The sequence below is a fragment of the Streptomyces longispororuber genome, assembly GCF_014656095.1.
Taxonomy (GTDB): domain Bacteria; phylum Actinomycetota; class Actinomycetes; order Streptomycetales; family Streptomycetaceae; genus Streptomyces; species Streptomyces longispororuber.
In genome coordinates this window covers 22,395-40,725 of sequence record NZ_BNBT01000046.1, presented here as the reverse complement: position 1 = coordinate 40,725, position 18,331 = coordinate 22,395, and the positions used below count along the sequence as shown (strand labels likewise).

Annotated in this window: 16 protein-coding genes and 1 pseudogene; 7 read left to right on the top strand and 10 right to left on the bottom strand. The window is 73.8% G+C overall.

The features are described 5' to 3' along the window. The first annotated feature begins 36 nt into the window (after window positions 1-36). Complete coding sequence (mmsB, locus tag IE330_RS16840; protein WP_229925704.1) at window positions 37-1,266, top strand: multiple monosaccharide ABC transporter permease; 1,230 nt, start codon at window positions 37-39, stop codon at window positions 1,264-1,266. Between the two features lie 41 nt (window positions 1,267-1,307). Beyond that, a complete protein-coding gene (locus tag IE330_RS16835) occupies window positions 1,308-2,453 on the top strand; it encodes an aldose epimerase family protein (protein ID WP_190136834.1) in 1,146 nt (381 codons plus the stop codon). 112 nt (window positions 2,454-2,565) lie between these two features. Here the strand turns inward: IE330_RS16835 and IE330_RS16830 are convergent, their stop codons facing one another. After that, window positions 2,566-2,739, bottom strand: a complete 174-nt coding sequence (locus tag IE330_RS16830) for a hypothetical protein (protein WP_190136833.1) — start codon at window positions 2,737-2,739, stop codon at window positions 2,566-2,568. Between the two features lie 106 nt (window positions 2,740-2,845). Between IE330_RS16830 and IE330_RS16825 the strand changes: the two genes are divergently transcribed. Then, window positions 2,846-3,277, top strand: coding sequence for a protein-tyrosine phosphatase family protein (locus IE330_RS16825; RefSeq protein ID WP_190136832.1), 432 nt, complete (start codon window positions 2,846-2,848; stop codon window positions 3,275-3,277). 23 nt (window positions 3,278-3,300) lie between these two features. On the opposite strand, the gene IE330_RS16820 is transcribed toward IE330_RS16825, so the two are convergent. Next, on the bottom strand, window positions 3,301-3,882 hold the full coding sequence (locus tag IE330_RS16820) for a TetR/AcrR family transcriptional regulator (protein ID WP_190136831.1): 582 nt from the start codon (window positions 3,880-3,882) through the stop codon (window positions 3,301-3,303). A 115-nt stretch (window positions 3,883-3,997) separates the two neighbouring features. On the opposite strand from IE330_RS16820, the gene IE330_RS16815 reads away from it, so the two are divergent. The 3 genes from IE330_RS16815 to IE330_RS16805 all read left to right on the top strand — a co-directional run bounded on the left by IE330_RS16815 (window position 3,998) and on the right by IE330_RS16805 (window position 6,176). Continuing rightward, a complete protein-coding gene (locus tag IE330_RS16815) occupies window positions 3,998-4,231 on the top strand; it encodes a putative antibiotic biosynthesis monooxygenase (RefSeq protein WP_190136830.1) in 234 nt (77 codons plus the stop codon). Window positions 4,232-4,515: 284 nt separating this feature from the next. After that, window positions 4,516-5,640, top strand: coding sequence for an amidinotransferase (locus tag IE330_RS16810; protein ID WP_190136850.1), 1,125 nt, complete (start codon window positions 4,516-4,518; stop codon window positions 5,638-5,640). 125 nt (window positions 5,641-5,765) lie between these two features. After that, on the top strand, window positions 5,766-6,176 hold the full coding sequence (locus IE330_RS16805; protein ID WP_190136829.1) for a (2Fe-2S) ferredoxin domain-containing protein: 411 nt from the start codon (window positions 5,766-5,768) through the stop codon (window positions 6,174-6,176). Window positions 6,177-6,193: 17 nt separating this feature from the next. Here IE330_RS16805 and IE330_RS16800 read toward each other — a convergent pair whose 3' ends face one another. The 3 genes from IE330_RS16800 to IE330_RS16790 form a co-directional block, all read right to left on the bottom strand. Further along, complete coding sequence (locus IE330_RS16800; RefSeq protein WP_190136828.1) at window positions 6,194-7,042, bottom strand: MerR family transcriptional regulator; 849 nt, start codon at window positions 7,040-7,042, stop codon at window positions 6,194-6,196. Between the two features lie 96 nt (window positions 7,043-7,138). Continuing rightward, on the bottom strand, window positions 7,139-8,029 hold the full coding sequence (locus IE330_RS16795) for a DUF2268 domain-containing putative Zn-dependent protease (protein WP_190136827.1): 891 nt from the start codon (window positions 8,027-8,029) through the stop codon (window positions 7,139-7,141). Window positions 8,030-8,052: 23 nt separating this feature from the next. Then, window positions 8,053-8,886 carry a helix-turn-helix transcriptional regulator gene (locus tag IE330_RS16790; protein ID WP_190136826.1) on the bottom strand — a complete coding sequence of 278 codons (834 nt, stop codon included), beginning with the start codon at window positions 8,884-8,886 and terminating at the stop codon, window positions 8,053-8,055. 49 nt (window positions 8,887-8,935) lie between these two features. Here IE330_RS16790 and IE330_RS16785 point away from each other — a divergent pair, with 49 nt between their 5' ends. Then, window positions 8,936-9,481: a DUF2000 domain-containing protein gene (locus IE330_RS16785; protein ID WP_190136825.1), complete on the top strand. Its 546-nt coding sequence runs from the start codon at window positions 8,936-8,938 to the stop codon at window positions 9,479-9,481. Between the two features lie 61 nt (window positions 9,482-9,542). On the opposite strand, the gene IE330_RS16780 is transcribed toward IE330_RS16785, so the two are convergent. From IE330_RS16780 to IE330_RS16760, 5 genes and pseudogenes are all read right to left on the bottom strand, one after another. After that, window positions 9,543-10,298 carry an ANTAR domain-containing protein gene (locus IE330_RS16780; protein WP_190136849.1) on the bottom strand — a complete coding sequence of 252 codons (756 nt, stop codon included), beginning with the start codon at window positions 10,296-10,298 and terminating at the stop codon, window positions 9,543-9,545. A 696-nt stretch (window positions 10,299-10,994) separates the two neighbouring features. After that, window positions 10,995-11,666 (bottom strand): DUF2637 domain-containing protein, encoded by a 672-nt coding sequence (locus IE330_RS16775; RefSeq protein ID WP_229925703.1) that lies wholly within the window; start codon window positions 11,664-11,666, stop codon window positions 10,995-10,997. Between the two features lie 940 nt (window positions 11,667-12,606). After that, window positions 12,607-15,189 (bottom strand): annotated as a pseudogene (gene pulA, locus IE330_RS16770) (pullulanase-type alpha-1,6-glucosidase); the annotation flags it as partial. Window positions 15,190-15,576: 387 nt separating this feature from the next. Beyond that, window positions 15,577-16,659: a LacI family DNA-binding transcriptional regulator gene (locus IE330_RS16765; protein WP_373314664.1), complete on the bottom strand. Its 1,083-nt coding sequence runs from the start codon at window positions 16,657-16,659 to the stop codon at window positions 15,577-15,579. Beyond that, window positions 16,647-18,299: a glycoside hydrolase family 13 protein gene (locus tag IE330_RS16760; RefSeq protein WP_190136821.1), complete on the bottom strand. Its 1,653-nt coding sequence runs from the start codon at window positions 18,297-18,299 to the stop codon at window positions 16,647-16,649. The genes IE330_RS16765 and IE330_RS16760 overlap by 13 nt, the downstream gene beginning before the upstream one ends. Window positions 18,300-18,331 lie beyond the last annotated feature (32 nt).

Genomic DNA, 18,331 nt, shown 5'->3' with positions numbered 1-18,331 from the left:
CGCCCCCGACCCGAGACCAGAAGCCGAGGCTCCGCCATGACCACCACGACCACCCCGCCGAAGGACGCGCCCGCGCCCCCGCCCGCGCCCCGGTCGGCCGGCGCGCTGCTCGTCGAGTTGGCGCGCGCCAACATGCGCCAGTACGGCATGCTCGTCGCGCTGGCCTTCCTCGTCGTCCTGTTCCAGATCTGGACGGACGGCACGCTGCTGCTGCCGAGCAACGTCTCCAACCTGATCCAGCAGAACGGCTACATCCTGATCCTGGCCATCGGCATGATGATCGTCATCGTCGCGGGCCACATCGACCTGTCCGTGGGCTCCCTGGTGGCCTTCGTCGGCGCCATGTCGGCGGTGATGATGGTCAAGCACGACCTGCCGTGGGTGCTCGCGCTCGTCCTCTCACTGCTCATCGGCGCCGTCGCGGGCGCCTGGCAGGGCTTCTTCATCGCGTACGTGGGCATCCCGTCGTTCATCGTCACCCTGGCCGGGATGCTGCTGTTCCGCGGGCTCACCCAGATCGTCCTGGAGGGCCAGTCGCTGTCGCCGTTCCCCGACGGGTTCCAGAACATCGCCAAGGGCTTCATCCCGGAGATGGGCCCCTACACGCAGTACCACAACCCGACCCTGGTGATCGGCGCGGCGACGGTCGCGTTCCTGCTGTTCCGCGAGTGGCGCCACCGCAGGCGGCAGCTCGCCCACGGCCTCGACGTGACGCCGGCCGGGCTGTGGGCGGCCAAGTGCGTGGCCATGACGGCGGCCGTGGTGGCCTTCACGCTCACCCTGGCCAGCTTCCACGGCGTGCCGGTGGTGCTGCTCATCATGTGCGGGCTGCTGATCGGGCTCGGCTACGTGATGCGCAACGCGGTCATCGGCCGCCACGTGTACGCGCTCGGCGGCAACAAGGCCGCCGCGAAGCTGTCCGGCGTGAAGGACAGGCGCGTCACGTTCCTGATCTTCGTGAACATGGGCGTGCTCGCCGCGCTCGCGGGCTGTGTGTACGCCGCCCGTCTGAACGCGGGCACCCCGCAGGCGGGCCTCAACTTCGAACTGGAGGCGATCGCCGCGTCGTTCATCGGCGGCGCCTCGATGAGCGGCGGCGTGGGGACCGTCATGGGCGCCGTCATCGGCGGTCTGGTGCTCGGCGTCCTCAACAACGGCATGTCCCTGGTCAACATCGGCACGGACTACCAGCAGGTCATCAAGGGCCTGGTGCTGCTCGCCGCCGTCGGGTTCGACGTCTGGAACAAGCGCAAGGCCGGCCGCTGACGGCAAGCACCCTCCACCCGATCCTCCACCTGGGAGCCCCCATGGAAACGAGCAGACGGACCGTCCTGACGGCGGCCGCCGCCGCGGGCCTCACCGCCGCCGCGGGCACCGCGCACGCGGCACGGCCGGCCACGCCGTCGAAGGAGCCCTTCGGCACCCTGCCCGACGGCACGAAGGTGCACCGCTGGAGCCTGGAGAACGGCGGCACCCGGATGAAGGTGCTCTCCTACGGCGGCATCGTGCAGTCCCTCGAACTCCCGGACCGGCACGGCCGGTACGCGAACGTGTCCCTCGGCTTCGACGACCTCACCGACTACCTGGACGCGACCACCTACTTCGGTGCCCTGATCGGCCGCTACGGCAACCGTGTCGCTGGGGGCCGCTTCACCCTCGACGGCCGGTCGTACCAGCTCTCCGTCAACGACGGCGGGAACAGCCTGCACGGCGGCGCGCAGGGATTCGACAAACGGGTGTGGGACGTCGAGCCGTTCGCGGACCGCTCCGGCGTCGGCCTGGTCCTGCGGTACGTGAGCGCCGACGGCGAGATGGGCTACCCCGGCACGCTGCGCACCAAGGTGACGTACACCCTGACCACGGGCGGCGACTGGCGCGTCGCGTACGCGGCGACGACCGACAGGGCCACGGTGGTGAACCTGACCCAGCACACCTACTTCAACCTCGCGGGCGAGGGCAGCGGCGACGTCCTCGGCCACGAACTGCGGCTCGACGCCTCCCGGTTCACGCCCACGGACGCCACGCTCATCCCCACCGGGGAGCTGGCCGCCGTGCGCGGCACGCCCTTCGACTTCCGGCGGGCGAAGCCGGTCGGGCGGGACATCCGCGCCGGGCACGAGCAAGTGGTCGCTGCCAGGGGCTACGACCACAACTGGGTTCTGGACAAGGGCGTCACGCGGCGCCCGGGGCCCTGTGCCACGCTGCGCGACCCGGAGTCGGGGCGCACCCTGCGGATCGCCACGACGGAGCCGGGCGTGCAGTTCTACTCGGGCAACTTCCTGGACGGCACGCTGACGGGGCCCTCCGGCCGCACCTACCGGCAGGGCGACGGGCTCTGCCTGGAGACACAGCACTTCCCCGACTCACCGAACCAGCCGGCGTTCCCCTCCACGGTGCTGCGGCCCGGGGAGGCGTACACGTCGACGACCGTGCACCGCTTCTCGGCCGCGTGAACGGCAGGGCGGGCAGCGGGTGAACAGCGGGTGATCAGCGGCGGCCGCGCACGGCGCCGTGGCGGACCGGGGCGAGCACCGCGACGGCGTCCGGGGCTCGCCCCGGGTCCGGCTACGAGGGCGGCGGCGCGGCCGTCGGCCTCGTCAGCCGGGCGCCACCGGGCGTCGCGGACGGGGACGGGAACGCGGAGGCCACCGCGGACGCCGGTACGGGGCCGCCGCCCAGCGCCGGGCAGATGCACTCGACCCGCCCGCAGTACGGGCAGACAGGAACCATGGTTGTCATGTCATGCACTATGCCCCGCTGAAGTCAAGATTCCGTGAGAAACCGATAATTATCGGCTAGCTCACAGTGGCCCCGGGCTCCGTCCGCGCCGGGTACGGTGACCGACGTGGCCGACACCTGGAACGACACCGACGCGGGCGTACTCCGGTTGCCCTCGGGGCGGTTGGTGCGCGGGCGCGGGCTGCGCCACCCGCTGCCCGAGGGGCCCCTGCCCACGTTCGCCGTCCACCTCCTCGGCCGGCCCGCGCCGCCGGTGGCGTGGGAGGCGCGCCGGCTGCGCTGGCCCGACTTCCGACTGCCCACGGACCGCGAGGAGGCGCGGCAGTTGCTCGGCGAGGCGTGGGCCCGCGCCGCCACGGAGCGCGTGGAGGTCGCCTGCGGCGGGGGCGTCGGCCGCACCGGGACGGCCCTCGCGTGCCTCGCCGTCCTCGACGGCGTGCCCGCGGAGGAGGCCGTGGCCTACGTCCGCGCGCGCTACCACCGCCGCGCGGTGGAGACGCCCTGGCAGCGCCGCTTCGTGCGCGGCTTCGGAAGCTAGGGGGAACCTTCCCGCACCCGTCCTCAGCCGACCAGGCGGCGCACCAGGGTCACGAGGGCCTGGCGCTGGCCGGCGGGGCCCGCCTCCACGACGGCGGGCATCAGCATCCGGGCCAACTGCGGCAGCGTGAACCACGACGCGGTCAGCACGATCACCGCGTGCATGAGCTGGCCGGGCGCGACGTCGCCGGTCAGGGCCCCGGCCCGCTGCGCCTCGACGACGGCGGCGATCTTGTCGTCGTAGTGGTCGGTGCGTTCGCACTCGGCCGCCACCCGGTCCTGGCACTGCAGGCCCTCCCAGGCCAGCAGCCGCACGAAGTGCGGGTGCTCGCGGTGGTAGTCGAAGACCCGGCCCGCGTAGTCACCGAGGTCGCAGGCCTGCTCGCGGGTCAGCGGCACCGCGGCCGCGATCTTCTGCAGCTCGGATTCCAGCACCGCGACGAAGAGCTGCCGCTTGCCGCCGAAGTACTGGTAGATCCGCTCCTTGTTGACGCCGGCGCGGTCGGCGACCCGGGCGACGCGGGCTCCCTCGGGGCCGTGCTCGGCGAACTCCTCCACCGCGGCGTCGAGCAGGAGCTGCTTCGTGCGTGCTGTGTCCCAGGCCATGGTTCCATCCTAAGCCATTTCCAACCATGCGGTTGGACTTCGGCGAACGCCTGTGCCAGACTCCAACCCAATGGTTGGAGATCTCGGCTCCAGCCCCTCTGACCTGGAGACATCCATGCCCACCGGTACGCCTTCCCCGTCGGCGGCCCCGTCCGTCCACCGCCGGGCCCTGATCACCTGGCTCGCCGTCTACCCGACCATCACGGTGGCCCTCGCGGCGCTCGGACCGGCCACCGCCCACCTGCCGCTCCTGCTGCGCACGCTGATCCTCACCGCGATCGTCGTCCCCGTCGCCGCCTACGCCCTCATCCCCCTCCTGATGAAGGCCAACGCCGCGCTCACGCGCTGACCGGCCCCTCCCGCAAGGGCACGGGCCCCTCCGGCACCGGCGCGAAGGAGTCGCGGCCCGCCGGACGCGCGGGAAACGCGCGCCGCGGGGCCCGCGTGCGGGTGCGTACACGGGGTACCCGGGTGATGCGCACGGCGAAGGACGGCGAAGGACGGCGAAGGACGACATCAAGGGCGGCCGGGGCCACCGGGGTGTGCACGGCGATCGACAGACGGCAGACACCCTCAGTAAAATTGTCAACACGCAACGTCATCTGTTTCCGCGAACGAAAGCAGTGGGCCCACGTGAAGGCAGCCGCGTCGGACGGGACGGACACCGCCGGGGAGCATCTCGTCTCCCCCGTCAACTCGCACACCGAGTGGGATCCGCTGGAGGAGGTCGTCGTCGGCCGGCTGGAGGGCGCGACGTTCCCCTCCAGCCACCCCGTCGTCACCAGCAACGTCCCGCCGTGGGCGGCACGGCTCCAGGGATTCGCCTCCGGCTTCAAGTACCCGTCCGTGCTCGTCGAGCCGGCGCAGCGGGAGCTCGACGAGTTCATCACCCTCCTCGAGTCCCTCGGCATCACGGTCACGCGCCCCGACGTGGTGGACCACAAGGAGCGGTTCAGCACCCCGCACTGGTCCTCGCACGGCTTCTGCACCGCCTGTCCGCGCGACAGCATGCTGGTGATCGGCGACGAGATCATCGAGACGCCGATGGCGTGGCCGTGCCGGTACTTCGAGACGCACGCCTACCGCACGATCCTCAAGGACTACTTCCGGCGCGGCGCCCGCTGGACCGCGGCGCCCCGGCCGGAGCTCACCGACGCCCTGTTCGAGAAGGACTTCTCGCCGCCGGAGGAGGGCGAGCCGCCGCGCTACATCACCACCGAGTTCGAGCCGGTCTTCGACGCGGCGGACTTCGTGCGGGCGGGCCGCGACCTGTTCGTCACCCGCAGCAGCGTCACCAACCGCACGGGCATCGAGTGGCTGCGCCGCCACCTCGGCCCCGGCTACCGCATCCACGAGATCGAGAGCCGGTGCCGTACGCCCATGCACATCGACACCACCTTCATGCCGCTCGCACCCGGCAAGGTGCTGGTCAACCCCGAGTACGTCGACACCGACCGGCTGCCCGACGTCCTGCGCTCCTGGGACGTGCTGGTCGCCCCGGAGCCCAACCCCATCGACGAGAACGTGCTCAAGTTGACCTCGATGTGCGGCAAGTGGCTCAGCATGAACGTGCTCATGATTAACGAGCGGCAGGTGATCGCGGAGCGGCACCACACGGACATGCTGCGCGCGCTGGAGTCCTGGGGCTTCGAGCCGATCCCCTGCGACCTGCTGCACTACGCGCCGTTCGGGGGCTCGTTCCACTGCGCGACGCTCGACGTCCGGCGCCGCGGCACCCTGGAGTCGTACGTCGACTGAGCGCGGCCGGGTGGCGGGGCGCGCGACCGCGCCGCCCGGCCCTGGCCCCGGTCGCGGTCCCGGTGGTGCCGCTGCCGGGGACCCTGATGATCACGGCCCGGGTGCCCGCGGTCATACTGGCCCCCATGCCGCAGCCGTCCCCCAAGAAGGCCTCCGCCGCGCCGCGGGCCGCCCGCCCCACCGTCTCCGTCTGCCGCGGCTGCTGCTGCGGGACACCGGCGAAGGTCCCGCTCCTCGACCACGAGGCCCAGCTCACCGACCTGCGCGCCGCGCTGGCCGAGGTCGCCCAGGTGCGGCGCACCGACTGCCTGGACGTGTGCAAGCGCGCCAACGTCGTCGTGGTCCAGCCCTCTCCCGCGGGCCGCGCGGCGGGTGGCCGTCCCGTCTGGCTCGGCCAGGTCAACGACCCCGGCGCGAGCGCCGACATCGCCGCCTGGGTACGGGCCGGCGGGCCCGGCATCGCCGAGCCGCCCGCCGTCCTCGACCTGTACGCGTTCCGGCCCTCGCGCCGGGTGCGGCAGGAGCACGAGGACTGACCCGGGGCGCGGGCCCGTCACTCCCACACGGCCGTGTCCGGGTCGACGCCGTGGGCCCGGGCACCGGCGTGGACGACGTCGCGCAGCCAGACCGCGAGGCCGGGCGAGAGGCCGTCGTAGAAGTCGGCGTACCCGGACTCGGTGACGTACGACCGGGCCAGGCACACCTGCATCGCGCGGGTGCAGTCGAAGTACGTCGACAGCAGCTCCCGGTGCCGCTCGGCGAGGGCGTTCGCCGCCGCGGAGCCGGGGGCGGTGCCCGCCCTGTGCGCGGCGGCGAGGTCGGCGTGGAAGGCCTCGGTCGCGGCCACGGCCCGCCGCCAGTCGTCGGGCGTCATCCCGGCGGCCCGCTCGGCGTACTGCGCCCACTGCGCGCTGTCGCCCCAGCGCTCCTCGGCCTGCTCGACCCAGGCGGGCCGCCAGTCGGCGCCGAAGATCTCCACCTGCTCCCGCGGCGTCAGCCGCATGCCGGTGCCCGTCGCCTCCAGCATGCGGTCGACCGCGCCGACCATCTTCTCCAGGCGGGCGATGCGCTCCACGAGCTGGGCCCGCTGCCGCCGCAGATGGCCGCGCGCGTCGACCTCCGGGGCGTCGAGGACGCGGCCGATCTCGGCGAGCGGGAACCCCAACTCCCGGTAGACGAGCACCTGGTGGATACGGGCGATGTCGCCGTCCCCGTAGACGCGGTAGCCCGCCCAGGTGCGGCCGCTCGGGCGGACGAGGCCGATCGCGTCCCAGTGGTGGAGCGTCTTCACGCTGACGCCGACGAGCGCCGCCGCGCGGCCGACGGTCAGGCCGCCGGAGCCGGAGGCGTCGCTTCCGTCGTCGGCGGGGCCGGGCTCCCGGGAGCGGGTGTCGCTGGTCATCCGCACAGTGTCACGCACCTCGCGCGGCAGGGGCGTACGGGAGGCGGGCCGGGGGCGCCGGTCCCGGGGCCGGGTGGCACGGCTGCGGGTGCCGCCTCACGCACGGGCCGGCACCCCCGCGTTCGTGAGGACCTCACGCGCCGGCAGCGCCACGCTCCCCGCGGCGGTCAGGCCGGAGGCCGCCAGATGCGCGTCGGCGATCCGCAGCCCTGCGGCGTACCCGGCGCAGTAGGGCAGGCCGACGGGGTCGAGGCCCATGGACCGCGCGATGGCGTCGCCGTACACGTACGGAGGCAGGTTCGCCATCCCGGCCACGTCGATCGCGGCCGTGACCTTCTCGTGGGCGGTGTCCAGCTCCGCGCCGGACAGCGACGTCGCCCAGGGGCCCATGGCCGCCTCCCCCGCCAGCTCCCGTACGAACGCCTCGGCGAGGCCCTCCGCCACGACCTGCTCGCCGACCGTGACCGTCGCGGGGTCCCAGGTCACGTTGGCGTAGCGGACGTTGTGGTGGAGTTCGTGCGCCGCGGCGTGGCCGATCTTCGCGAGGCTGGTGGCGGTGGGCCACATCGTGAGGTGGATCGCGCCGGGGATGCCGCCCATGCCGAAGTAGCCCGCGCTGTCGACGGCCAGCAGCTCGTCGTCGGGGTCGCCGAGCACGAGGACGACATGCACGGTGTCGGCGCTCCGGGCGCCGGGCGCCGCGGCGGCCAGCCGTTCCCGTGCCGCGTGCAGGCTGTCCTCGATCCGCTGCCAGACGCCCGCGTTCCGCATCCGCCGCAGGGCCTCGGGGTGGCGGGGGTCGTCGCGGTCGACGCGGAAGCCGCTGCCCCGCCGGTGCGTGTCGGTGACGTCCGCCCCGCCCAGGGCCGGGCCCATGACCTCCTGCAGCGGCGCGAGCATGTCCCGCAGGGCGTCGGGCCGCTGTGCCACCGGGCGGCGCAGGAGGTCGGCCATGGCGGACGCCGTGTCGTGCACAACTATGTTCATGCCCGGGACGCTAGGGCCTCCTGTTACGGGAGGGTCCAGTCGTCCGGCGCCGGTCCGCCGGGCGGGCGGCGCCCCGCGTAGCGTCCCGGGGTCACGCCGAGCAGGCGCTTGAAGTGCCGGGTCAGGTGCGCCTGGTCGTAGAAGCCGGCCGCCGCCGCGACCTCGGTGACGGGGTGGCCGTCGAGCAGCAGGCGGCGGGCCCGGTCGACCCTGCGGGCCATCAGGTACTGGTGCGGCGCGATGCCGAAGGCCGCGCTGAACGCCCTGACCAGGTGCGAGGGGTGGGCGTGCACCAGGGCCGCGGCCTCGCCCAGGGTGAGGCCGTGCGGCAGCCGCGCGTCGAGCAGGTCGCGCAGCCGGTGCGCGACCGTGCGCGTGGGCCGCCGCGGCGGCGCGGCGAGGCGGGGGCGCAGATGGGCGCGGAGCCGGTCGCCGATCAGGGCCAGGCGGCTCTCGGCCTCCAGCTCGTCGCCCGGCCGCGCGAGGGCGGTGTGCAGTTGCCCCACGCGGTGGCGCAGCAGCGGGTCGGCGATGTCGGGGGCGTCCACGGCCGGGCCGACGAAGCGGTCGTCGAGGACGGTCGTGGCCAGGTACAGCACCCGCTTGCGGAAGCCGTGCGCGGTGGCGGGCGAGCCGTTGTGCGGGACCTGCGGCGGCAGCAGGGAGACCGTGTCGTGCGGGGTGCCGCGCTCGTGCCGGTCCAGGTCGTAGCGGACCGCGCCGTCGTCGACGATCAGCAGGGTCCAGGCGTCGTGCACGTGCATCGGGTAGGCGTGCTCGGTGAAGCGGGCGTGGAGGACCTCCTCGACGCCCGGCACGCGCGGGCGCCACGCGGTGACCTCCTGCGGGCGCGGCATGCAAAGAACGTACAAGACGGCCCGGCGGGGTGATCGGCAGGCTCAGGGCATGACGACGACCGACAGCACCACCACCGCGCCCGAGCCCGCGTCCGTGACCACGCCCGCGACCGCATCCGCGCCCGTGCCCGCGACCGCGCCCACACCCGCATCCGCACCCACGCCCACGCCCGCGTCCGCACCCGTACGCTTCGACACCAAGATCGCGGTCCTGCTGCGCGCGGACCTCAGGACGTGGCAGCGCCTGAACGTGACCGCCTTCCTGGTCAGCGGCCTGGGTACGCAGGTCCCCGAGGTGATCGGGGAGCCGTACGCCGACGCGGACGGCACGCCGTACCTGCCGATGTTCCGCCAGCCCGTGCTGGTCTTCGAGGGCACGAAGGAGGTGCTCACCGCGGCCCACGGCCGCGCCCTGGCGCGCGGTCTGCCCCGGGCGGTGTTCACCTCCGACCTGTTCGCCACCGGCAACGACCGGGACAACCGCGCGGCGGTACGCGCCGTCCCCGCCGCCGACCTGGACCTGGTGGGCCTCGCCGTGCACGGCCCGCGCACCGCGGTCGACAAGGTCCTCAAGGGCGCCCGGATGCACCCCTGAGGGGCGTTCGGCTGCGGTGGTGCGCCGGTGGCGCGGGCCGCTGCGGGCTGCGGAGAGGCCGTCAGGGGCGACGCCGGCCGGGCGGCGCGCCGAACGTCTCGATGGCCACGCGGCCCTCGATGACCTGCTGGCAGAGCTTGGTCAGGGACATGCGGTTCGCGCGGGCGTGGGCGCGCAGCCGCTGAAAGGCGGTGTCGGGCGAGAGGGCCAGCCGGGACCCGAGGGCTCCTTTGGCCTGTTCGATCACGATGCGGCTGTCGAGCGCGGTCTGGAGCTGGCCGACGCGTTCGGCCTGGTCGTGGGAGAGGCGCTGGTGCATGATGCCGATGGTGGCCGCGTCCGACAGGGCCTGCCCGAGGCGCAGCGCGGCGGGGTGCAGGCCGTCGGGGCGGACGTGGAAGACGTTCACCGCGCCGATGACCTCCTCGCGCAGGCGCAGCGGCAGCGCGGCCACAGCGCCGAGACCGGCCTTGCGGGCGGCCTTGGTGAAGCGCGGCCAGCGTTCGACGGTCGCGGGCTCGGACAGGACCACCGGGCCGACCTGCGCGCGCTGCGCGCAACTGTCCTTGCAGGGGCCCTCGTCGAACTCGACCTGCGCCTCCTCCAACTGGTGCGCGGTGTGGGTGGAGGCGGTCACGTCGACGAGCCTGCCCTGGGCGTCGACCATGACGACGCCGATCGCCGACACGTCCAGCAACGCGATCATGTGGTCCGTCAGCACGTGCAGGAAGTCGACCAGGTAGAAGCCGTCCTTCAAGGTGTCGGCCAGCTCCAGGAAGGCCCGCGCGAGGCGTTCGTCCCGCTCCCACTGTGCCATCACGCAACCCTCTCTCCTGGTGTGCGAGCCGCCCCGGACTCGCTGCCCGGGGCACGGCGCCGACCCCGGTGCCATTGTTCCGCTGATTGCCTCACGCCGGAACGGATACTCGCGCACGGGCGGCCGCCCCGTCCGCCGAAGCGGCCCTCGGGCACCGGAAAGGCTGACCCGGGCGCGCGGCCCGGCACGAACCGGCTCCGCCACGCGGCCACTGCTCACCGCCGGGCGGCCGCGCAGCGGGGGCGGGTGCGGGCCGCGTAGGAGCGGGCGGCCACGAGAAGGGCGAGGCCGAGGCCGCCGAAGGCCAGACCGCCTCCGTATCCCCGTCGTCCCGGTCGTCCTCGGCGTCTCGGGCGCGCTTCCGCGCCCCGGACGACAGGCTCCGCGAGCGCCGGGTCCGGCGCGTCAGCCCCGGGGACCACCCGCCTCCGCCGCGCGGCGGACCGCAATCGGCGCGGGTGCAGGGCGAGTTCGAGCACGCGGCGCTGCCGGGGCTTGTCGCCCGGACCGGAACCACCGCGCAGGAACGGGGTGACGTCGGTGCGGTACGCGGCCCACCGCGCACCGGCCCTGGCTGTGCCGCTCAGGAGCACGTACGGCTCACCGTCACCGGGCGGCCTCGGTGAGGCCGTCCGGTGACAGTGAGCCGTACGCGTGCGGGGGCGGGGTGCCGCCCCGGCCTCCGGGGCCCTTCGTTCACAGCGACTTGCGGCGCGGGACCTGGGGGGCCTTCGGTGGCGTCGCGGGCGGTGCCTCCGGGGTGGGGCGGCGTACGCGGTGGCGGGGTACGGCGCGGCGGGGCGGGCGGGTCAGGGTGATCTGGCGGATCAGTTGCTGGAAGCACGCCAGCGACGCGATGCAGGGCAGGGCCGCCACCATGTGGCCCGTGACGGATCTCGGCGACTGCAGGACGCACATGACGACCGCGGTCACCGAGAAGAAGAGGACGACGCACCAGGAGTGGACGGCGCGCCGCTGGTGCAGCGCGGCCCGCAGAACGGAGAGCGCCGCCACCACCCAGGGCCCGTACACGAGCAGCGGCCACCACGCGACCATTCCGTCCGACGTACGGCTTTCGGCCACGAGGTGCAGCGGGCCGTAGGCGACCATGCCGCCGAAGAAACTCACCGCGGAGGCGATCGCCGCCGCGAGTCCGGCGACGATCAGGCTGAGGAGCCGCAGCCGGCTGTAATTCCGGCGTTCCCGGACGCGGCGGTGTCCTCGGCGCACCCGTCGTACCGGCGGCAATTCCTCCGTGATTGCCTGGAGGTTGCTCAGGGTGGAGTCGGGAAGGGGGTCGGCGTCGTCGCGACCCGTGGGGAACTTCAGGCGCGGTTCACGTTGTTCCTCCATCGCGTCCTGAAGCATGAAGGCCAATTCCTCGGTGGGATCCCAGGTCGGATCCGTGGACATCGAGGCGTCCAGGAAAGCGTCCGCGGAAGCCCGGTGCCGGCCCGTTCCGACCTGGGGAAACGTACCCGGCTGACCGAAGAGGTCAGGGTGGTCGGCTCGCTCGTGATACACGGTACGGCCCGACTACTCTGCTCCGGAGAAAACGGACCGGTCCTGCGTACCGAGCCAGCGGCGGGAAAGGTCGGCCTCCAAACAGCTCATCGCTTCCACGAATTCCCGGATCAACGGCTCCGTCGCCCGGAGCGTCACCGGGAGTCCACCTTTGGTCAGCGTTCCATTGGTGGGGGCCGAGGGGTGTCTCGGAGCGGGAGTGTAGATGTACGGCCCCAACCTCACCGATCGCTCAACCGGATCATTATCCCGCTGCTGAGCTGCGAGAACTCCAAAACACCCGTCACCAGTAGCCTTCGTCATATCCCAACTAACGCCGCCCCACTATGGCGGATACTGCGGCGAATGAGTGAAGGAATCTCATGAAAAACACTTATCGCGCGTGCGTGGCCGAAGGGGCCGTGCCGGGGCGCGCGGTGCAGCGGGACGCCGGGGTGAAGTCGCCCCCAGCGTCGCCCCGTTGACCCGCCGCGCGGGCGTGCACCGCGTACGTGTCGTCACCCGCATCGCGCCTGCCGTCCGGGGGCTCGTACCGGCCGGCGAACAGGTGTCGCCCCACCGGCACGGCCCGGCCGGGACGCAGGGTCCAGCGGTGGACGAGGAAGCCGTCGCGTTCGGCGACCCTTGGGCGGGGTCGTGGACGGCGCGCCACCCGCCGCCGGGCGCCGGAGCGCGCGCCGCGCGCCCTCCGGCTCCCCGCCCCCTGCGCTGGCGTCGGCGCAGCCCCGCGTCGCGCGGTTGCGTGTCATGCGGCTCCGTGGGGGCAGCGGGGCCGGGCGCGGGATCAGCCGCGTCGGAAGACGGCGACCGTGCGGGCAGGCACCCGGAAGGTTCCCGAACCCTTGGCGTACGTGGCCGACTTGACCACGGCGTCGGCGCCGCGCGCCTGGACGGGGTGCAGCCCGTACGCCGTGCCGGCGAGCCCGGCGACGCGCTGGTCCTGCGCGTCCGGGGTGGCGTTGAAGACGACCACCAGGTCACCGAGGCGCATGGTGAGCACGCCGGGCGTCTCCCCCGGTGCACCGGACAGCGGGAAGGACAGCGTCCGCTGCACCTGGCCGCTGGTCGCGAGGGAGAACACCGGCTCGGTGGTGCGTACCGTCAGCAGGTCCCGGTACGTGGCCGATGCGCCCTCGATCCGTTCGCAGTCGGGCACGAGGGCGGAGTCGGCCAAGAGGGGCTTGGCGTACGGCCACTTGTCCTTGTTGTCGGCGGCCGGGGGCAGGCCGCGGCCGAAGCCGTTGCCGTCGCGGCAGTCCCAGCGCAGGGCGTTGAACCAGTCGCCGCTGTCGAAGGAGTTGCGGTCGAGGGACTTGGAGCGGAGCAGGTCGCTGCCCGCCTGGGAGAGCTCCGGGCCCTGCGACAGCGTGGCGGTGGCCATCGCCAGGACCTGCATCCGGGCCCGGTCGGCCGGGGTCGTGGACGGCGGAAGCTTGTAGGCGAGGGCGTCGTACAGCGTCTCGTTGTCGTGGGCGTCGGCGTAGGCCACGGCGTCGCCGGGGGCCGCCGCGTAACCCGCGGGCGCCCCGTTGTAGTCGACGTCCGCGCCCGTGACGCGGCGGCCGGAGGAGTCGGTGAAGGCGTACGCCGCGAGGTTGCCGGTGAGGCCCACCTTGAGGAGGTCCTGGTAGTGCAGCAGACGGGCCCGCTGCTCGGCGCGGCTGCCGTTGGCGGGCGAGCCGTTGGGGTCGGTGTACAGGCCGCTCGCGAAGCCCTGCACGCGCGGGTCGGCGTCGAAGGGGCCGCCGCCGCGCACGGCGTCGCGGGCCCGGTCGGAGAAGGTGGCGACGCCGGTGCCGGCCATGTTCTTCTGCGTGGCCTGGACGAAGCGGGCGTCGTCGGCGACCTCGCCGAAGTTCCAGCCCTCGCCGTACAGGACGATCCTCTTGCCGTCGACGCCGTCCTTCGCGGGCGTCAGCGCGTCCAGCGCCTTGCGCACGGCGAGGACGTTCGCCTTGGGGTGATGGCCCATGAGGTCGAAGCGGAAGCCGTCGACCTTGTACGCGCGCGCCCAGGTGACGACGGAGTCCACCACGAGCTTGCCCATCATGGCGTTCTCGGGCGCGGTGTTGGCGCAGCACGTGGAGGTGGCCACCGAGCCGTCGGCGAGCAGCCGGTGGTAGTAGCCGGGCACGATCCTGTCGAGGACGGACCTGTCGTCCTGCCCGGCGGCCACGGTGTGGTTGTAGACGACGTCCATGACGGTCCGCAGGCCGGCGCGGTTGAGGCCCTGCACCATCTCGCGGAATTCGAGCGTCCGGCGGGTCCCGTCGGGGTCGCTCGCGTAGCTGCCCTCGGGCACGGTGTAGTGCAGCGGGTCGTAGCCCCAGTTGTAGGCGTCCTCGGCGGCGGTCCGCGCCACGCACGCCTGCTGCTCCTCGGAGTCGGGCGCGGCGGCGGGCAGGTCGCAGTCGGGGCGCGCCTGGTCGGCGGGGCGCTCGGGGACCGTGCCGAAGTCGAAGGCGGGCAGCAGGTGGACGTACGACGTACCGGCCTTCGCGAGCTTGCGCAGGTGGCGCATGCCGGCGGAGCGGGTGTCGGTGAACGCCCGGTACCGGCCCGGATACTTCGCCGTGCGGTCCGCGACGGAGAAGTCGCGGACGTGCAGCTCCTGGACGCGCGCGTCGCGCAGCGGGGCCGCCGGCGGCTTGCGCAACTCCTTCCACCCCTTGGGCGCGAGCCGCGGGTCGCGCAGGTCGGCCACGAGGGCGCGCCGGGAGTCGGCGGTCAGGGCGGTCGCGTACGGGTCGGTGACCTTGTTGACGACGACCTTGCGGACGCTGGGCGCCCACACCTTCACGACGTACCGGTACGGCTTGCCCGTCCAGCTCGCGGGTCCCCGTGCCGACCAGACGCCGGAGGCCGCGTCGCGCCGCATCGGCACGGTGCGCCCGCCGATGTCGAGCCGTACGTCCTGCGCGGTGGGCGCCCACACGGCGAGGCGGGGCCGGCCGTGCCGGAACACGGGGCCGAGTTCGGCCCTGGTCGCCGCCCGGGCGTACAGGTCGTCGAGCACGCCCTGGGTCTGGACGCCGGTCGCGGCGCGCGCGGTGCCGTCGGGGCCGCGCAGGACGGCGGCGAGCTGCCCGGTGAGGGCCCGGCGTGTCCGGTCGCGGTCGCGGGGGTCCACGCGGAAGGCCGCGTAGTCCTTCAGGTGCGGGTACGCGGCGCGCTGCGCGTCGGTGAGGCCGCCGGGGACGCGGGTGAGGCGGATGCGGTCGGTCGCGCCTTGGACGTCTCCGCCCTCCGTGGTGAGGCCGCCGTCGCGTGCGGACAGCACCTCGGCGTGCCGGGCGTCCGGGTCCCGCACCGTCCACGCGACGGTGGAACGGTCTATCCACTGCGCGCGGGACACCGTGAGGTCGAGCGCGGCGTCCCGCGGCGCGGCGGTGGCAGGTGTGGCGATGGGTCCGGCGGCCGCCAGCAGGGCGAGCGCCACCGCGCCGGGCAGGGCGGCTCGGGCCGGTGCCGCCGGAGTGGTGGTACGGGACCGGCTGCGGCGGGGGCCGCTGGTCCAGGGTGTCACGGTGCCTCCTGGGGTTGCAGGGAGCGGGGATGAAGGACCTTGCAGCAAACTTCGTGGTGCCGTGCCGTGCCGTTTGGGGCCGTCCCGTGCCGTGGGGCGCCGGGGCCGCCGGGGGCGCGGTGATGCCGCGCCGCCGCGGACGCCGTGACCCCGTCAGGGGCGCCCCGGTGCCGTCACGGGCGCCCCGGTGCCGTCAAGCCCGGGGGTGCCGTCACGGGCGCCGTGCCGTCATGGGCGCCGGGGTGCCGCCGTCGAGCCGCGTACCACCAGCTCCGGCTGGAAGACGAACTCCGTGCGCTGCACGGGGTTCCCGGCGATCTCCTCCAGGAGCGCGCCGACCGCCGCCGACGCCATGGCCTGCACCGGCTGGCGGACCGTGGTCAGCGGCGGGTCGGTGAACGCGATGAGCGGGGAGTCGTCGAAGCCGACCACCGAGAAGTCGCGGGGCACGCTCAGCCCGCGCTCGCGCGCGGCCCGGACCGCGCCGAGCGCCATCATGTCGCTGCCGCACACCACCGCCGTGCAGCCCGAGTCGAGCAGCGCGCTGGCCGCCGCGTGGCCGCCCTCGACGGTGAACAGCGTGTTCCGCACGAGCCCTTCGGCCTCCCCCGGCGCCAGGCCGAGGTGGGCGCGCAGGGCCGCCGTGAAGCCCTCCGCCTTGCGCCGCGAGGGCACGTACCGGGACGGGCCGATGGCGAGCCCGATCCGTTCGTGGCCCAGCTCCGCGAGGTGGCGCACCGCCATCCGCACGGCGGCGCGGTCGTCGGGCGAGACGAAGGAGACCGGGACGTGCGGGTTGTAGCCGTTGATGAGCACGAACGGCACGCCGCGGCCCGCGAGGCGGAGGTAGCGGGCGGGGTCGGCCGTGGTGTCGGCGTGCAGCCCGGACAGGAACACGATGCCGCTGACGCCGCGGGCCTCCAACTGCTCGACCAGCTCGTCCTCGGTGGCGCCGCCCGGCATCTGCGTACACAGCATCGGGGTGTAGCCGTGCCCGGCCAGGACCTGCTCGACGACCTGCGCGAACGCCGGGAAGATCGGGTTGATCAGCTCGGGGATCACCAGCCCCACCAGGCCCTCGCTGCGCCGCTTCAGCCGCACCGGCCGCTCGTAGCCGAGGACGTCGAGCGCGGCGAGCACCCGCCGCCGGGTGCCGGCGGCGACGCCCGCCTTGCCGTTGAGCACGCGGCTTGCGGTGGCCTCGCTGACCTCGGCCTGGGCGGCGATGTCCGCGAGCCGCGGGGCGCCGCGCTCGGAGTCACGCGGGCTCCGGTCGGCGTCCCGCGGCGGGGAGGTCGTCACACCGCCCACCAGACGGTGGTGTCGGCGGGCAGCTCCACCTCGGGGCCGGTCACCTCGACGGGCCCGCTGGCGAGCAGCACCGTGCCCGGGGCGGGGACGCGGACGGGGTCCGCCGTGGTGTTCGCCGTGCACACGAACCCCTCGCGGCCGAAGGCGAGCACCCCCTCGGGCGCGTCCAGCCAGGTGAGGGCGGAGCCCGCGCCGAGGCCCGGCCGGGCGCGGCGCACGCGCAGCGCCTCGCGGTACAGCTCCAGGGTCGAGCCGGGGTCGCCGGTCTGGGCCTGGACGCTCAGCTCGCCCCAGCCCTCGGGCTGCGGCAGCCAGCTCCCGCCCGCCCCGAACCCGTACGACGAGCCGTCCTTGGTCCAGGGGATCGGCACCCGGCAGCCGTCGCGGAAGCCGTCCTGGCCCTGTGCCCGGTGGAAGGACGGGTCCTGGCGCACCTCGTCGGGCAGGTCGGTGACGTCGGGCAGGCCGAGCTCCTCGCCCTGGTAGAGGTACGCGGAGCCGGGCAGCGCCAGCATCAGCAGGGTGGCGGCGCGGGCGCGGCGCAGGCCGAGCGCCCGGTCGCCGGGGGTGCGCAACTGGGTGCCGAGGCCCGCCGGGTTGGCGAACCGGGTGGCGTGCCGGGTGACGTCGTGGTTGGACAGCACCCAGGTGGCCGGGGCGCCGACGGGGCGCATCGCGGCGAGGGAGGTGTCGATGACCTTCCGCAGCTCGGCGGCGTCCCAGTGGGTGCCCAGGTACTGGAAGTTGAAGGCCTGGTGCATTTCGTCGGGGCGCACGTACAGGGCGGTGCGCTCGACGGTGGGCGTCCACGCCTCGGCGACCAGGATGCGGTCGCCCGCGTACTCGGCGAGGACCTGCCGCCAGCTCCGGTAGACCTCGTGCACGCCGTCCTGGTCGAAGAACGGCATGGTGTCGCTGCCGAGCAGCTTGAGCTGGTCGTGGTGGCCGATGTCGGGCAGGCCGGGGGCCTTCACCAGGCCGTGGGCGACGTCGACGCGGAAGCCGTCGACGCCGAGGTCCAGCCAGAACCGCAGGATGGAGCGGAACTCGTCGTGGACGGCCGGGTGGTCCCAGTTGAAGTCGGGCTGCTCGGGGGCGAAGAGGTGGAGGTACCACTCCCCGTCCTCGACCCGGGTCCAGGCGGGGCCGCCGAAGATGGACTCCCAGTCGTTGGGCGGGAGTTCGCCGTGCTCGCCCTTGCCGGGGCGGAAGTGGTAGCGGTCCCGGAGCGGGGAGCCGGGGCCCTCCCGCAGGGCGCGCCGGAACCAGTCGTGCCGGTCGGAGGAGTGGTTCGGCACCAGGTCGACGATGACGCGCAGGCCCAGGCCGTGGGCGTCGCGGATCAGGGCGTCGGCGTCGTGCAGGGTGCCGAACATCGGGTCGACGGCGCGGTAGTCGGCGACGTCGTAGCCCGCGTCGGCCTGCGGGGACGCGTAGAACGGGCTGAGCCAGACGGCGTCGACGCCCAGGTCCTTCAGGTACGGCAGCCGGGTGCGGACGCCCGCGAGGTCGCCCATGCCGTCGCCGTCGGCGTCGGCGAAGCTGCGCGGATAGACCTGGTAGATCACCGCGCCGCGCCACCAGTCCGTACGCGTGCCGGAGGTGGGGGCGGCGGCGGGGGCAGCGAGATGCTGGGTCATGTCTTCCCTGAGAAGTGGTGGCGGGTGCGAGG

Excerpts from the sequence above, each read along its gene's own strand:
- IE330_RS16800 (WP_190136828.1), bottom strand. The coding sequence starts at position 7,042 with ATGACCAGCGACACCCGCTCCCGGGAGCCCGGCCCCGCCGACGACGGA.
- IE330_RS16785 (WP_190136825.1), top strand. The coding sequence starts at position 8,936 with ATGACGACGACCGACAGCACCACCACCGCGCCCGAGCCCGCGTCCGTG.
- IE330_RS16775 (WP_229925703.1), bottom strand. The coding sequence starts at position 11,666 with ATGCTTCAGGACGCGATGGAGGAACAACGTGAACCGCGCCTGAAGTTC.
- IE330_RS16760 (WP_190136821.1), bottom strand. The coding sequence starts at position 18,299 with ATGACCCAGCATCTCGCTGCCCCCGCCGCCGCCCCCACCTCCGGCACG.
- IE330_RS16790 (WP_190136826.1), bottom strand. The coding sequence starts at position 8,886 with ATGCCGCGCCCGCAGGAGGTCACCGCGTGGCGCCCGCGCGTGCCGGGC.
- IE330_RS16795 (WP_190136827.1), bottom strand. The coding sequence starts at position 8,029 with ATGAACATAGTTGTGCACGACACGGCGTCCGCCATGGCCGACCTCCTG.
- IE330_RS16820 (WP_190136831.1), bottom strand. The coding sequence starts at position 3,882 with ATGGCCTGGGACACAGCACGCACGAAGCAGCTCCTGCTCGACGCCGCG.
- IE330_RS16815 (WP_190136830.1), top strand. The coding sequence starts at position 3,998 with ATGCCCACCGGTACGCCTTCCCCGTCGGCGGCCCCGTCCGTCCACCGC.
- IE330_RS16805 (WP_190136829.1), top strand. The coding sequence starts at position 5,766 with ATGCCGCAGCCGTCCCCCAAGAAGGCCTCCGCCGCGCCGCGGGCCGCC.
- IE330_RS16780 (WP_190136849.1), bottom strand. The coding sequence starts at position 10,298 with ATGGCACAGTGGGAGCGGGACGAACGCCTCGCGCGGGCCTTCCTGGAG.
- IE330_RS16835 (WP_190136834.1), top strand. The coding sequence starts at position 1,308 with ATGGAAACGAGCAGACGGACCGTCCTGACGGCGGCCGCCGCCGCGGGC.
- IE330_RS16830 (WP_190136833.1), bottom strand. The coding sequence starts at position 2,739 with ATGACAACCATGGTTCCTGTCTGCCCGTACTGCGGGCGGGTCGAGTGC.
- mmsB (WP_229925704.1), top strand. The coding sequence starts at position 37 with ATGACCACCACGACCACCCCGCCGAAGGACGCGCCCGCGCCCCCGCCC.